General features: G+C 40.7%; 13 protein-coding genes. 4 read left to right on the forward strand and 9 right to left on the reverse strand.

What is annotated here, in order from left to right; genetic code table 11:
* The first annotated feature begins 13 nt into the window (after positions 1-13).
* On the forward strand, positions 14-316 hold the full coding sequence (locus tag GQR39_RS10545; protein WP_007584337.1) for a hypothetical protein: 303 nt from the start codon (positions 14-16) through the stop codon (positions 314-316).
* A gap of 138 nt (positions 317-454) precedes the next feature.
* On the opposite strand, the gene GQR39_RS10550 is transcribed toward GQR39_RS10545, so the two are convergent.
* The 7 genes from GQR39_RS10550 to GQR39_RS10580 form a co-directional block, all read right to left on the reverse strand.
* On the reverse strand, positions 455-1,738 hold the full coding sequence (locus GQR39_RS10550) for an allantoate amidohydrolase (protein WP_165735573.1): 1,284 nt from the start codon (positions 1,736-1,738) through the stop codon (positions 455-457).
* 14 nt (positions 1,739-1,752) lie between these two features.
* Positions 1,753-2,982 (reverse strand): alanine--glyoxylate aminotransferase family protein, encoded by a 1,230-nt coding sequence (locus tag GQR39_RS10555; protein WP_165735574.1) that lies wholly within the window; start codon positions 2,980-2,982, stop codon positions 1,753-1,755.
* Between the two features lie 2 nt (positions 2,983-2,984).
* Positions 2,985-3,809 (reverse strand): sulfite exporter TauE/SafE family protein, encoded by an 825-nt coding sequence (locus tag GQR39_RS10560; RefSeq protein ID WP_165735575.1) that lies wholly within the window; start codon positions 3,807-3,809, stop codon positions 2,985-2,987.
* Positions 3,797-5,398, reverse strand: a complete 1,602-nt coding sequence (locus GQR39_RS10565) for a gamma-glutamyltransferase (RefSeq protein ID WP_165735576.1) — start codon at positions 5,396-5,398, stop codon at positions 3,797-3,799. Before GQR39_RS10565 ends, GQR39_RS10560 begins: the two co-directional genes overlap by 13 nt.
* Positions 5,395-6,600 (reverse strand): amidase family protein, encoded by a 1,206-nt coding sequence (locus GQR39_RS10570; protein WP_165735577.1) that lies wholly within the window; start codon positions 6,598-6,600, stop codon positions 5,395-5,397. The genes GQR39_RS10565 and GQR39_RS10570 overlap by 4 nt, the downstream gene beginning before the upstream one ends.
* A 337-nt stretch (positions 6,601-6,937) precedes the next feature.
* Entirely contained in the window at positions 6,938-7,420 is a 483-nt protein-coding gene (locus GQR39_RS10575; RefSeq protein ID WP_165735578.1) for a putative 4-hydroxy-4-methyl-2-oxoglutarate aldolase, read from the reverse strand.
* 3 nt (positions 7,421-7,423) lie between these two features.
* A complete protein-coding gene (locus tag GQR39_RS10580; RefSeq protein WP_024597735.1) occupies positions 7,424-8,077 on the reverse strand; it encodes a TetR/AcrR family transcriptional regulator in 654 nt (217 codons plus the stop codon).
* Positions 8,078-8,259: 182 nt separating this feature from the next.
* On the opposite strand from GQR39_RS10580, the gene yddG reads away from it, so the two are divergent.
* A complete protein-coding gene (gene yddG, locus GQR39_RS10585) occupies positions 8,260-9,174 on the forward strand; it encodes an aromatic amino acid DMT transporter YddG (RefSeq protein ID WP_165735579.1) in 915 nt (304 codons plus the stop codon).
* A gap of 61 nt (positions 9,175-9,235) precedes the next feature.
* Here yddG and GQR39_RS10590 read toward each other — a convergent pair whose 3' ends face one another.
* Entirely contained in the window at positions 9,236-9,916 is a 681-nt protein-coding gene (locus GQR39_RS10590) for a LytTR family DNA-binding domain-containing protein (protein WP_165721710.1), read from the reverse strand.
* Positions 9,910-11,418 carry a sensor histidine kinase gene (locus tag GQR39_RS10595; protein ID WP_165721709.1) on the reverse strand — a complete coding sequence of 503 codons (1,509 nt, stop codon included), beginning with the start codon at positions 11,416-11,418 and terminating at the stop codon, positions 9,910-9,912. Before GQR39_RS10595 ends, GQR39_RS10590 begins: the two co-directional genes overlap by 7 nt.
* Positions 11,419-11,761: 343 nt before the next feature.
* On the opposite strand from GQR39_RS10595, the gene GQR39_RS10600 reads away from it, so the two are divergent.
* Both GQR39_RS10600 and GQR39_RS10605 read left to right on the forward strand, forming a co-directional pair.
* Positions 11,762-12,625, forward strand: coding sequence for an ABC transporter ATP-binding protein (locus tag GQR39_RS10600; RefSeq protein WP_165735580.1), 864 nt, complete (start codon positions 11,762-11,764; stop codon positions 12,623-12,625).
* Positions 12,619-15,774 (forward strand): M1 family aminopeptidase, encoded by a 3,156-nt coding sequence (locus GQR39_RS10605; protein ID WP_240918199.1) that lies wholly within the window; start codon positions 12,619-12,621, stop codon positions 15,772-15,774. Before GQR39_RS10600 ends, GQR39_RS10605 begins: the two co-directional genes overlap by 7 nt.
* Positions 15,775-15,791: the final 17 nt, after the last annotated feature.

Genomic DNA, 15,791 nt, shown 5'->3' on the forward strand with positions numbered 1-15,791 from the left:
ATATGGAGATCTGATGAGAAAATCCTTTGAATTTACCGTTAAATCAATCAAAGTTAAAATAATTAACTCTTGGTTTAGTGGTGCTAAATTATATGTGAATGGTGACTTACGAGATACTGACAAAACTTTGTTAGCTATTAGGAATAATACTTTACTATCTGCAAATTTAGGTGAGTTGGGTGTTCTAGAAATCAAGCCATTATCGGGGCTAATTACCGTTGAAATGGATGCATATTTGGTCAATGGTACAAACATTCAACATGTATATAGCTCACATAAACGCCTTAGCCTAAAAGAGCAAAGGGCAGCTCGATAAAGCTACTTTAAATAACGTATATTCCTGCGTTTTCCTGCATTTACCTGCCTTCAGTAATAACCTCCAAATGACTTTGAGGAGGTTTAAATTCCTAAGCATACCAAGTTAATATATTTGGTTTACTCGATTCCTTTAAAATCACTCAAGCTCTTTCACATACAGTAAAAGCGCGCTGTACATTACACTGAGTGCCTTTGTTACATCGCTGTCGATAACCGCTTCTGCTGGGTGATGGCTTATACCGCCAGGGCTGCGTATAAACAACATGCCAACGGGGCAAATTGGAGCGATTGCCATTGCATCGTGCCCTGCGCCTGAGGCAAGTGAAGGCGATGCTTGGTTATTGAGTTTGCATGCATTGGTAAATAAATGCTGAATAGTGGTGTCGCACGCAACGGCACCGGCGGCATGAGTCCATTGCCAATCGAGTGTTAAATTGCGTTTGCTTGCTATAGATTGAGCGCTGCTTTGTATGGCGCTTAGTAAGTTAGCGAGATCGGTGTCGCTTTGTGCGCGTGCATCTAGGCTTATGGTCGTTTTGCCTGCAATCACGTTTGTAGCGCCGGGGCGCGACTGTATTTGCCCTACGGTGGCAACTTCGCCATTTTTAGCATTGTTTGCTAGTTTTTCGATTTCGGTTACTAATTCAGCGCAACCCGCTAGTGAGTCCTGCCTCAAGTTCATTGGCGTTGTACCCGCATGACCGCTTTGCCCTGTTAGGGTAAGCATAGCGCGTTTAGCACCTGCTATAGCCGTTACTACTCCGAGCGCCTGATTAACCGATTCGAGTACAGGGCCTTGTTCAATATGAGTTTCCCAGTAACCTAGTAATTCGTTTTTGTTTAGTGCGGCCTTTGCATAGTCGTTAGGGTTTAAGCCAAAGTCGAGCATGGCTTGGCGCATAGTTATACCGCTTGTATCTTGTATATTTAGCCACTGTGGGTCAAACTCGTTAGCGAGTGCTTTTGAGCCAATTAAAGTTGTGGCAAAGCGAGTGCCTTCTTCATCGCAAAAGCCCACTACATCTAAATGAAAGGGCAGGTCGAGCTTTAGCTTATTTGCAAGCGCTGCAATCTCTATCCCCAGTAGTACACCTAAAATACCATCAAATGCACCTGCGTTTGGTACTGTGTCGAGGTGCGATCCTATAATTAAACGTTTAGCATGTGGGTTTGATGATTTAAGCCGCCCCCAAAGGTTGCCCACTTCGTCTTGCCACGATTGCATGCCTGCCTCAACCATCCACGATGCAGTAACGTCGTTACACTCTTTGTGCTCTTTTGATAAGTACACTCGGTGAATGCCGCCTTGCATTTGCGATAGTGCGCTGAGAGTTTTACAGCGAGATAAAGCGCGTGCTGCGTGGGTATTGGCACGTTCTTTACCTAATAAAGGGCTGTGTTGTGGGCTTACAATCGTCATGCTAAATCCTTTTTTTATTTATAGTGAGCAAGGGCTGCAATGGCGGCCTCGCCTTTAGGGCCTTTGTAACCGTTGGCATGTAGGCAAGCGTCTAAACTTGCCAATGTTTGTAGTACGGTGTCTTTTCGGGCGTTGTAGCCCATAGTGCCAATACGCCAAATTTTGCCATGAAGTGGTCCAAACGAGGTGCCAATTTCTATTCCAAAATCGGTTAGCATTTGCCCGCGTACGTGATCGGCATTAATGCCCTCGGGTATATACACTCCTAGTACGTTGTTCATTTTATGTGTTAAATCGCCAAATACATTTAAGCCTAATGCTTGAATGCCTGTTAGCATTGCATCGCCGTGTAGTTTGTGACGCGCTACGCAGTTATCTACGCCTTCTTCAATGACTATGCGGGCGCATTCTGAGGCGCAATACAACATGCTGGTGGCTTCGGTATGATGATTTAGGCGCTCCTCGCCCCAGTAATTCATTATCATGCCTAAATCAAAGTAGTTTGAGCGTACAAATGGCTCTGTGCCGTCGGTATGATCGGCAGTGCGAATACCTGCTTCTACTTTCTTACGTTTTTGGATCCACTCGGCGCATTTGTCGCTGAGTGTTAAAGGTGCTGAACCAGACGGTCCGCCTAAACATTTTTGCAGGCCAACCGAAAGTGCATCGAGTTTCCATTCATCGGCAGGAAGTTCGTTACCCACAATAGATGCGGTGGCGTCGCAATAAAATAGTACATCATGCTTTTGGCAAATATCGCCAATATGCTCAAGAGGTTGGTTCATGGTGGTCGATGTATCGCCTTGTACCATGGCAAGTACATGAGGTTTTACATCAACAATGGCTTTTTCGATTTGTTCTGGCGTAAACACTTCGCCCCACGGTACTTCTATTGTGTGCACCTTTGCGCCAACGCGTTCTGCAATTTCAGCCAGTAAATGCCCAAAACGCCCCATAATTGGCACCAATACTTTATCGCCTGGGCGCAAAATAGAGCACAATACGGCTTCAATCCCTGCGCGCGATGTGCCATCTATTAGCATGGTCCATTCGTTTTTGGTTTTAAAAATTTCGCGATAGCGCGCCATGGTTTCGTTCATAAAGCCGGTCATTACTGGGTCGTATTGACCTATAAGCTGCGCCGACATAGCACGTAAAACACGAGGATCTGCATTAATAGGACCTGGTCCCATTAATAAACGCTGTGGTGGGTTTAAGGTTTGAACTTGCGTGTTATTAAACATGTTTAGGCTCCCAGAGTCTGAATAAGCATGCGTATGCCGGTTATCATTAAGACAACGGCAAAAGCGCGTTTTAGTTGTTTTTGATCCAGCTTGCTACCAATTTTTACGCCAATAGGTGCAAATAAAATAGTCAGCGGAATAATAAGAAAAAAGGCAGGGAGGTTAACTAACCCCCACGTACCTAGGGGAGCATCGGTTGGCGTTGCGCCAATACTTAATAAGGTAATAACACCTGGTAGCGCAATCAATAAACCAAAAACGGCCGCAGTACCTACTGCAACATGGGCGCGTACATTAAATGCGTTTAGCATAGGTACGCCAATAGTACCGCCGCCTATGCCAATCATTACTGACAAACCACCTACAATACTTGCCATAACGCCTTGACCAAATTTACCTGGCAGTTGTTTTACAAGCGCGGGTGCGCCGGCTCTAAATAACATGTTTAAACTGACTAAAATAGCAATGCAGGCAAACATGAGCACTAATGCGTTACCGCGAACGGTATGAGCAATAATACTACCGACTACCGCCATAACTAATATAAACGGTGCCCAGTATTTTATTAGCGCAAGGTCAATATTCCCTTTGCTATGATGCGAGCGAATAGATGAAAGCGAAGTAGGTACTATGGTTGCAAGTGATGTGGCGGTGGCTATCATCATTGCCGACTCTGGGCTTACGCCAAAACCTTGCAGTAAAAAATACAGCACAGGTACGATAACAATACCGCCGCCTACACCAAAAAGTCCTGCTAAAATTCCGGCAAAAATACCGGTTGCTATTAAGGCCGCTACTATTGGCCATTGGTTTATCATTTCTGACATTGTGTTCCTGCTGTAGTTACTGTTGCACGTCCATCTGAACGAGGATCTGTTGCAGCTTCAAGGCTTGTAGGTGTATCTAAAATCGCCCCAGCGTGCCCCATCATTTCGTTATTATTATCAACGCTTACCCAATCGTGGTCACGTTGATTTAATTCATGTTCTATATGAAAAACTAACCCTTTTTCAATTTTTAAATTTGTACTTGTATCGCCCCATGTACGTCCAAGTAACCACCGAGGGTCGCTAATTGCTTGTTTTATTGATTTATTTCGCCATGCGTAGCCTGCAAAAACAGCGGCTTGGGTTTGTGGTTGCCCTTCACCGCCCATTGTTCCGTAAGCAAGGCGACGACCATCGCTAAACTTTGCCATTGCTGGGTTAAGTGTATGAGCCGGCTTTTTATTTGGCGCAAGGGCGTTAATATTGTTACTCGCATCAATATCTTCATTGTTTAAACTAAAGCTTAAACCTCGGTTATTCCACACAAAGCCGCCTTCGCTCATTAGTATTCCGCTGCCAAATTCCCAGTAAATACTTTGAATAAAGCTTACTAATTGCCCGTTTTTATCTCTTGCAGCCATCCACACAGTATCGCCAGGCTCTGCGCTAAAAGGCCATTTTTTGGCTTTGGTCATATCAATATTGTTAGCAAGTTGGCTTAAGCAATCATCGGTTAGTGCGTTTTTATAATCATCTCCTAATACTTCAGGGTCAGCCCAAAGAGTAGGGCGATGGGTAAAGCTTTGTTTGGTTGCCTCAACAATTAAATGCATCCAGTCGGCATCGGTTTTAGCTTTGTGTTTTAGTTTATTTACGGCACCAATTATTTGCAGTGAATGCACGCCTTGTGTTGGTGCGGGTAAGTTATAGCAATCAATACCTGATAAGTTTGCATTTAGCGCAGTAACGACCTCGGCTTTAGTATTTGCAATATCACTTACGGTAATTGAGCTACCTGCTTTTGCTAAGTCGGCGGCAAATGAGTTAGCAAGTGCACCTTCATAAAATGCGTTTAAACCCTGTTTTGCTAAGTGTTCAAATGTTGCTGCAAGTTTAGGGTTTTTAAAATGCTGACCTGCTTGCAAGGGCTTACCATTGGATATATAGAGGCTTTTAAACGCGTCATTGGTATTATTGGCAGCAGCTAGCTTTTCGCAGCCTGCTTGCAAGCTTTTTGTAACGGTAAAGCCCTCGCGAGCAAGTGCAATGGCGGGCGCTAAAATTTTTGACAGAGGTAGTGCTGCGTGCTCATCTAGCTCAAGGGCTTTTTGCCAACCGCGTATTGTACCCGCTTGAGTCAATGCGCTTAGTCCGCCGCGCTCTGGTATTTGTGTGAGCGTGTTATAAGCACTTGTATTACTTGCAGCTCGGCCGCAGGCGTCAATAGCGATGGGCGTTTTTTGGTTTGGTTTATCGATAAGCCAAAAGCTATCGCCACCAATTGAGTTCATATGTGGATATACAACGCTGATAGCAGCGGCCGCGGCTACCATAGCCTCGGTAGCTGTACCGCCTTGTTTTAGTATATTTATACCCGCCTCTGTTGCCGAAAAATGAGACGCGGTAAATGCAATATTGTGTGTGGTCATGCCGGTGTGTCCTGTTTAAAGTGTGCAGCTAGGTGTTTAACGCAAGCAAGTAGGCTTTTATCGTTACCGTGGGTCATCATTAATGAAAAACCATACGGATGATCATTTGCTAAATCAGCCAGCGGTAAATGCACTTGCGCTGAGCCACTAAGCCCTGCAATTGCCGAAAGTGTAATAATTTGCATGCGTAAGGCGCTTGTGTCGGCGCCTAATTTAGGTGCGGTTGTGGGGGTGGTGGGTAAAAATAAACTGCTGTGCTTATCTAAATTATTAGCCACGATTGCTTGCCATTGGATTTGTACTTTTAGTGCTTCTTGTTCTTCTTGATCAGTTAGGGCAAGCGCCATATTAAAACGTGCCGCAATTGCTGGAGCAAACTGGGGAAGTTGCCCCTGCAATTGAAGCCAATCTTTATGCGTTTTTGCGATTGCTCGCCCTTGGAGTACTCTAAAACTATCAGCAAGTTCGTTTAATAAGCTGCTGTTAGGTAGTTCAAATTCTTTATGGTGCTTAAAATTAGGTTTGGTTTTTTCAAGCAATTGTTTAAGTGGAGCTTTTAAAGCAGGGTCAACGAGTTCAAATAACGGCTCACAAATAACTAAGGTATTAACGTTATTAATAGCTTGATTTGGTAGCAGTACATTACCTACATCGCTTAATAGCTCTGCGCTTTGGGTAAGCCAACCTATGGTATCAAAAGGCGGAGCCAAGGGTATTAGGCCATCTTTTTCAATCACGTTATGGCTTGGCCTTATGCCATATAAACCACAATAGCTGGCGGGTATTCTAATTGAGCCACCAGTGTCGGTGCCCAAGCCAATATCGGCTAAGTTAGCAGCAACTGCAGCCGCCGACCCCATACTTGAGCCACCGCAAGCATGCCCTTTTAATTTAGGGTTTTGAGCAGCGCCATAGTGAATGTTATTTCCCTCTAGGCTGTACGCCAGCTCATCGGTATGGGTAAAGCTTGTAAAATTACAGCCTTCACTCATTAATTTGTTTATGGCGCTGGATGTTTGCTGTGCCGGTTTAGCTGTTTTAAACCAGCTAGGGTTACCTGCGCTGTTACGCTCGCCTTTAATTGCAAATACATCTTTAATTGCAAGACGCTTATTAATAAGCGTGCCTTGGTAATGTGTTTGCCATGCTTTAGGACCATGGTCACAAAAAATACCGGTCGTATTATTATTTTTGGTACTCATATCACCACTCGTTATAAAAAATCTGACCAAGCAGTCCAGATTTAGGGTGATTAAAAAGACGGATTAATTTTTATTATTTTTCAGCTCACTGCGTAACAACTTGTTTTTATTTTACAGAGCCTGATCCGCTTTTTAATCGGTTAGCTTATTATATTGCTTAAAACCTAAGCAAGAGGAATGCCACAAATTAAAATCCTGTCCAATTGGTCAGGATTTGGTGGGTTGTATGAGGTTAGTAAATATGGGCTGTAAAAATAGTGGTATTAAAATGAGCTAAAACAAACCAATTTGGTGCGCAGGTGCACCAAATTGGTCTTTATTTATATGGTTGTGAGCGCTAAATAAGGGACGTTTTACTGATGATTAAACCGTTAATATCGGCGTAAACCCAATCGTTAGGTTCTATGGTGGTGCCAAGCATGGTAACAGCTTGGTTTTTGTCGCCAAAGCCGCGCTTTAAGGTACTACGCGGTGTTGAGCCTAGCGCCATAACCGGTAAGTCCATAGTGGCGAGTATTTCTATATCTCGGCAACAGCCATTTATTATTACCCCTTCCCAGCCATTATTTAGGGCACGCTCAGCCATAATATCGCCAATAAACGCAAAGCGTTTGCTCGCAAACCCGTTTATAACTAATACTTTACCTTCACCATTTTCATGCAATATATCGGCAGCAAATGAGTTGTCTTCTGGGCAGGTAACGGTAACGACTTGACCGTAAAACGTGGTTTTTTTACCAAAGTGATAAAGGCCACTGTCGGCTACTTGTACGCTATCGCGATGATCGTCAAATAAATCGGGTGTAGTAAAGAGTGTCATGGGTTAAGTCTCGCTTTGCTCAGGTATTTTAAGTCCAATACCTTTTAAAATTATGTGGGCAATTGATTGCGTAATTTGTGCCACATCGGTTTTGTCGTACTCTAATTTGTTCATTACGAGTAAAACCTCAGCCTGAAAGTCGGCGTAATACTGCGTGGTAGACCAAATAGTAAAGAGCAAATGGTAGGGGTCAACCTTATCCATTTTATCTGCGTCCATCCACGCTTGAAGTACATCAACTTTTTGCTTAACCCAAGGGCGGGTATTGGTTCTAAAGTAGTTTTGTAAATAAGGGGCACCGCGCAGTATTTCACTGGCAAATAAGCGAGATTGCATTGGCTGATTTACGGCGAGTATTACTTTACTTTTAATATAGTTATAAAGCACGGTAGCTGGATCGTCGTTAATTGTGACGTTATCGAGCCCTAAGTTCCAATTAGCTATTATGCGGTCGATCACAGACTCGTACAGACCATCTTTACTTTTAAAGTAATACAAAATATTAGCTTTTGGCACCTGCGCTTCTTTAGCAACCATGCTCATACTTGCTCCGTCGTAACCTAATTGCGAAAACAATTGCTCGGCGGCATCTAAAATTAGTTTTTGGTTTTTTTCGCGTGTTACTTCTTTTTTATTTGGTTTTATTTGTGTGGTCATTGTTGAGTTTGCGTGTTTAACGTATTGATTGATTGTAGCTTTACTGACCAGAAGGTCAATTACTAAAAAGTGTGAATGTAAAAAACAGGGGAAGAGGTTCAAGCTATAAACCTTGATTGTTTAATTAAATAATTACTGTTAGTTTAGTTTCAAATTTACGAGTAGTACTTTTGGATTGGCAAATGGAGTTTTTAAGCAAAAATAAATACACGCTTTATGGAGTTGCTGCAATATTACTGTGGAGTTGCTTAGTTGCATTACTACGGGATATTTCTGAGTTGTTTAGCCCCATCGGTGGTGCTGCGGCTATGTACTCTGTCAGTGCGATATTTTTAATTTTGGTTATGGGAGTGCCTAAGTTTAGTGGGTTTTCAAGACGCTACTTGGTAGTAGGTACTTTATTATTTGTATCGTACGAAATTTGCTTGGCGCTTTCTATTGGTATGGCAAATAGCCGTCATCAGGCAATGGAAATGGCGGTTATTAATTATTTATGGCCCACGCTAACTATATTGCTCTCTATTATTATCGGTCGCAAAAAAGTAAGTTACTGGGTTTACCCAAGCATGATTATTGCTTTTTTAGGGGTTGCTTGGTGTATTACGGGCGATCAAGAAATGTCACTCGATACGCTTGTAGCTAACTTTGCTGATAATCCTGCTACTTATTTAATGGCATTAACTGCAGCGTTTATATGGGCTATTTATTGCGTGGTTACGCAAAAGCTGAGTAATGGCAAAAATGCCATTACGTTATTCTTTACTGTTACGACAATGAGTTTATGGGCGCAATATGGTTTTAGTAATGAAGCGCCATTAACGTTTTCACTCAGCTCAAGCATAACATTGCTATTAGCAGGAGTAGTGGTAGGGAGCGGGTATGCACTGTGGAACCAAGCTATTATTGGCGGTAACTTAATGCTGCTTGGCACACTTTCGTACTTTACACCGGTGTTTTCTACTATTATTTCAGCGCTGTATTTATCTATTACGCTGAGTGCTTCGTTTTGGCAAGGTGTTGTGCTGGTAACGGTTGGCTCGCTAATTTGCTACTTTGTAACGCGAGAAAAGCCGCAAAGGTTAAGTGCTAAATTTTAGGTCCGGTGTTAGGGAAAAGCTTAAAGTTATGTTTTAGATAAACATAAAATAAGATCTCAGGTTAAATAATGTCGCGCACTTGTTGTTTAAATGACTTGCCAATTTTAACTGACACGCCTGATGCTAGTTGAACGCTTTCATTACTTAACGCAACAACTTTATTTTTGTTAATCACGTAAGATTTGTGGACTTGAATAAATGAAGTATCAAGTTCCTGCAATATGTATTTGAGAGTACTGCTTGCAAGTAATGATTTTTCACCTTGCCATACTCTTACGTAATTACCATACGCTTCAAACATGTCTATATCGCTTAATTGAATTTTATGTTTTTCACGATCGATTTTAAGCGTAATAGTCAGAGGTGCCTTGGGATTTAGCGTTATGTGTTTTCTTTTTTTCCGTACTTTATTGAGTGCTTGTTCAAGGCGTTGCGCAGAGACTGGTTTTAGTAGGTAGTCAGTTACGTCTAGTTCAAAACCGGCTAAAGCATATTCTTGATACGCACTAATAATAATCACTTGTGGTCGATTCGCGAGCACTTTTAGTAATGCAATCCCTGATAGTTCGGGCATGTTTATGTCTAAAAATAACAAATCAATAGATGATGTGGCTAAAGCACATAATGCATCTTTAGCGTTAAGGTATTGTCCGCTTATATTAATATCTTTATGGGCACTTAAATGATGCAGTATAACGTCATGCGCGAGCGGCTCGTCATCAACAATTATTGTGTTTAGCATGCAGCCAGCTCCAATTTAAGTGTGGTTTGCCAAAGGTTTTTATTTTCATTAATAATTAATGTGTGCTTATTTGGATATAAAAGAGTTAGCCTACGGCGTAAATTGTTAAGTCCCATCCCATGCTCTGAATTGTTATTAGGTAGAATAGGGTTAGAGGAAAATAGCGTTAGTATGTTATCGGCCATGGTGATTTTAAACACAACCGTTACTTTTTGTGACGTGGGCTCTACACCATGCTTTATCGCGTTTTCTAAAATCATTATTAACAGTAGCGGCGAAATTAAATAGTGTTGTTGATGTTCAGGCCATTGCACATCAAAGTTGCAGCGCTCAGCGCTTCGCAAACGCTGTAATGCAATAAAACCTTTTAAGTAATTGATTTCTTTTTCTAAACTCACCTGTGCTTTTTGGCCTTCATAAACACTGTAACGCAGTAAATTAGCTAATTGCATAACAAGATCTGGTGCATTATCTGCTTTTTTTAATGTCAGCGCGTAAAGGTTGTTTAATGTATTAAATAAAAAATGAGGGTTAATTTGCTGCTGAAGTAGCATTAGCTCTGTTTTTGTTTGTTGCTGGGCAATGTTGCTAATTTGAACGTGTTGTTGCTGTCGTTCAAACGCTAAAATAATCGGTGTGCTTATAGCTAAAAACAAAAATACGAACTGATAATTTTCAGGGCTGAAAATATTATCATTACCGCCTGGTGTTAAGTTAGCAATGCCTGAGGGTAAATCGTTAATAGGTAACAGTAGCAAGCACGATGTTAATATAGGTGTAAGTACAACGAGGCTTATTAAACTTGCAAACAAAAATATTAATACGCCATGATAGGTTAATACGTAGCGTATTAATAAATATCTATTTAATAAATACACTCCATATACTAATCCGGCACAAACAGTAATTTGCCAAAGGTAACCCAAAAAAGTATCAAACTGTGTGAATACTTTATAAACATCAATAACAGGCTCAATAGGCTGGTTTAACATAGGATCAGTGTGCGTATTGAGTATGCTTGATGTAACTATTGCCCAACCTAAAAGTACTATAAACACGACTGTATCAAGTGAAAACAAGGATTTAAGCCATTTATTACTCAACACATTGTTATTTTTATTAGTGCGTTTAGTAATAAGCCATATACCACTTGCAGATGCGCACAGTGTCCAACATTGTGCATCAAGGTATTGCCATTGCGAAAAGTTAAGAAGTTGGTTATTAAATACTAGCAAGAGAGATGGATAGGCTAAAAAGCCTAACAGCCAAACTATGATTGCGGGTGTAAGTAATAAACGATATGCAAACGCATGGGCAATAAAAAAGGGAATACACTGTAAAAAAAGTTGAATATTAATAGTCAGATATTGGCTAGTTGAATCCATATGTGATGACAAAAAGCGTATATGAGAGTCGAGCATAATAGCGGCTATTAGCGGTAAAAAAATTATTAGCTGGGTAATGCTAAAGCGTTGCCATATTGGTGTATTGGCTTGCTGCATATGTGACTCCGTTTTTATTATAGTTTCTGAGCAGATATGCTTAGATAAAATTGTCTTTTTATTTTAAACATTACCTTTGCACAATTCACTACGCTGAGCGCGCTAGTTTATCCATAAAATTGTTTCAATCATAATTTATTTTTAAAATAATTATTTTATTTCATAGGGTTAGTAACCGTTTTAAGCATACTAGGCCGTTTATTTAAATGATGAAAGGTCATATTTAAATGACCAATGTTACTTTTTTATGTTCATCATTTATTTCAATACGTTAACCATTATTTTCTCGCTTGTATTGACTTGCTTTCTTAAGCTGGTGCTATACCAATTAAGGATGAAACTAATGCTTACACTGAAAAATATCAACAAAAAATACGCAGATGGTACGCAGGCTTTGAATGATGTGACGATCACTCTACCCGCCGGTATGGTCGGTCTACTTGGCCCTAATGGAGCGGGTAAATCAACACTTATGCGCACACTCGCGTGTTTACAAAATGCCGACTCCGGACATATTAATTTTAATGGCCTTGATGTGATTAGCCAACCAGATGCGCTTAGATCGCAGCTAGGCTATTTACCACAATATTTTGGCGTGTACCCCAACATGAGTTGTCGGGCGTTACTTGAGCATATTGCCGTATTAAAAGGCATAGATGGTAATGCACGCAAAAACCAAATTAATAGTTTACTTAAGCTAACCAATTTGACTCAGTTTGCTAATAAAAAGGTCGTTAATTTTTCGGGAGGAATGAAGCAGCGTTTTGGTGTGGCTCAGGCTTTGTTAGGTAACCCAAAGCTAATTATTATGGATGAACCCACTGCTGGGCTCGATCCTGTGGAACGAGAAAGTTTAAATAATTTACTCGTTAGTATTAGTCAAAATAGGTTGGTATTGTTATCGACCCATATTGTTGAAGATGTAGAAAATTTATGTCACTACGTGGCCATTATAGATCAAGGAGCACTCATACAAAGCGGTGACGTAAAAGAGTTACTAGTTCCTTTAGAAGGTAAGATTTGGCAGCTCGAAAGTTTACCTACGGGCATACCAAATCAGCATGTATTAAGTAAGAGCCATCGCTATGGTAGAGCGTCATTTCGTGTCTATGCAGACACAGCGCCTGCACAAAATGCAATAAACTCGCCCGCTACGCTTCAAGACAAGTACTTTTTTGCACTCAATGAAGGAAGTCAAACATGTTAATTTTTAATGAGTGGCGATATGCAGTGCGCCAACCACTTGTTTGGCTGTGCATTATTATCCCTTTGGTATTTGCGGTTATGTTGTCCTCTGGGCTTGCAGCAGTTGAAGTTGATTCGTTAAAACAATTTAAGTTAAATATTACAATGCTACAAATGATGCAGTTACCTGTGCTTGTAGGAGTATTGGCGCCCGTTATATTTTTACGAGATCAGCACGCGTCTATGCAGGAGCTTATTTATGCTACGCAAACTAGCCTATTTAAGCGCAGTTTAGCAAGAGTATGTTTACTGATTTGCTTGGTTTTTATTATTAGCTTAATCAGTGTTTTAGTAATGATATACATGCATGTAAGGCAATTTGGCTATATACCAAATATGGTTTCTTTTACTGTATTTAATAGCTTTTTAGTGTTGTTACCAAATAGCTGCTTTTTAGTTGTTGTTGCCTTTTTTGTTTGCCATAAATCAACTACTTCATTACCCAATTATGTTGTTTTTGCGGTGTTGTGGATAGGCTACATAATGCTTGCAAGTATTACCGGAAATCCATTACTTGCTGGAAGTAGTATTATAAGCCATCGCTTTTATACATTATTTGTTTGGCTTGACCCTTTTGCATACACAGCCGTAATAAACAGTTTAACCAATTCATTAGGAGCTTCATTTGCTATTAATCGCGTTGTTGTGAGTATGCTTGCTGTTGGTATTTTTTATATTACTTTTAGTAAAAATAAAAAACACACATTATTAAAGAGTGAAAATGGTAAAAATACTAACGAATACATTCGTTACAACACGTTAGAACCCGCTGAATATAAAACAGCGAAAGTCACAAAAAAACCATTTTTGATGATGGCCAGTTTATACAAAATTACGCTGGTTAATTTGGTTTCACACCCTGTTACTTTACTGATTATTTTTGTTTGGCCGGTGATAGTTTTTAATAGTGTTGCCTCGTCGTCTGGTTATGTTGAACCAATGAGTGTTATGAGCACCACAAGCCTTGATGCGATCAGTTATTATGCATTTGATATGCAATTGTTGTTTGGCACTTTATTAATGGCTTTGTGGAGCTGGCAAGTAAGCTGCTTTGCTAAATACTATAATATAGCTGAGCTGATTGCTGCTACACCGCTCAAAACATATTACTTTTTAAACAGTCAGTTATTGGTCCTAGGCACTATGATATTGGTTTTTTTAACAATGAGCTTATTAGGGGCAAGTGCAGCTCAATGGGTTTTACACAGTGCATATCAATTTGAAGTACATTTAACCATTTTATTTTTGATGGCAATTGTGCTTGCCATTATTGCGTGTGTATTTTTGTGTGTATTTAATTTGTGTCGTTCGCAGCTTATTGCGGGTTTGCTAATTGCTGTCATTTTACTGATCAAATTTACACCGATAATGACTTATCTTGGCCTCACGCATACATTGTGGGGTGTTGGTTGGACGCCTTTGCAGGCACCTGATAACTTTTGGGGTTATCGTGCAAGTATCAGTAGTTATTGGCCTTATATATCAGTTTGGTTAGTGGCGTGTATAAGTTTAGTTATAATTACGGTGATTTTTAATCACCGAGGTGCCGGGTTGAGCCAAAGAGTAATGGGGGTTAAACATTTTTGGTTACTTATACCTTTACTTATTACTGTGGCACTATTTACTCAATTACATTTAAGACTGGTTGAGGAGAAGCCTTTAACCAACTCGCATAAACGCGAGGCATTTAAAGCACAATACGAAAAAGCATTCTCACAATGGCGCAATGTAGCACAGCCAAACATTGTGCACATTGATGCTAATGTAGACTTTTATCCGCATCAGCAGCAAGCTCATTTTTCCTTAATATATACCTTAAAAAACACCCATCAAGCCCCTATTAAAGAGATATTGGTTGGGCGCTCTGGTTTTTATGAATGGGCCGATATTGAAATCGATGGCGCGCAAAGGGCTAAAAGCTTTCCCTTGCTTAATCAAGCTGTGTTTAAGTTTGAGAATGAAATGCAGCCAGGAGAAATTCGTAAACTAGTTACGCGGTTTGATGTTCATCAAGCTAAGCTTTGGCCAGTAAGAGGCCATCAGATAATAACCCCTGAATTTAGCTATATACGATCAGTGCCTTTATTGCCGACTGTTGGCTATCAAGATAATTATGAATTAACCGATCCTATACTTCGTCAGCAACACGCACTTAAAGTGAAGTCGGTGATTAGACCCACGAAGCTATTTGCTAAAACGGCGAAAGCAAGTACTCATTACCAGTGGCTTACTATGTCGAGTAAAGTGAGTACAACAAGGGGTTATCAGGTTATAACCCAAGGAGAGGAAATATCACGTACCAGCAAAGGTGACCGCGACATATTTCATTTTGAGACTCGTACCCCCATAAATGCAATCCCAGCTTGGGTGACGGTGCCTTATTCCCCTGTTACCAAACAGCAAAATGGCGTGATGTTAAACGTGTTTGCTAAAGATAAAAACGAGCCAGCACGAGCGGAGTCTATAGCTGTAAACCTTAGCGCAATGGGCGATACAATAAAATGGCTTAATAATATAAGCCCTTATAGAGCAAAACAATTGAATTTAATAGGCTCGCCTAGTGTTGGTGCTACAGGTTATGCATTGCCGCAACTTATACTTATTGAAGACAGTGTTGGTTTTAGATCAAAGCCAAGCGCTAATGCAGGCTTTGATCAACGCTATCGCCGTGCAGTTCACGAAACCGCGCATCAATGGTTTGGCCATGATATTGGTAATGGGGTATTTTCAGATAGCGCTTTTTTAGTGGAGTCTATGGCAAAGTATATTGAGCTTGTTGTTATAGAGCAGCGTTATGGTAAAGCGACAATGCAAGCGCTGGTTGAGTATGAAACAACACGCTATGAGCAAAGTATGCTGATGAACATAAAGGAGCGATCAGCCTTAGTTGATGCTACACAAAGCTTTGACCAATATTCGCGAGCAACCATTGTCTTTGCTAAGCTACGCGCTGCTATTGGGGATGAACCCATTATTAATGCGCTCAAGTTGGTTTGGAAAAATCATGGTTATCCAAACAGTCCCGCCAATTCTATGGATTTTATACGAGCATTAAAACATGAAGCTGGAAAAGAACAAGAAAGCTTAATAAACACACTGTTTTTAGAGTAAGTACGTTTAATTTGAAC

Origin of the sequence: Pseudoalteromonas sp. C8 (genome assembly GCF_011378685.1) — a bacterium.
Classification (GTDB): Bacteria; Pseudomonadota; Gammaproteobacteria; order Enterobacterales; family Alteromonadaceae; genus Pseudoalteromonas; species Pseudoalteromonas arctica.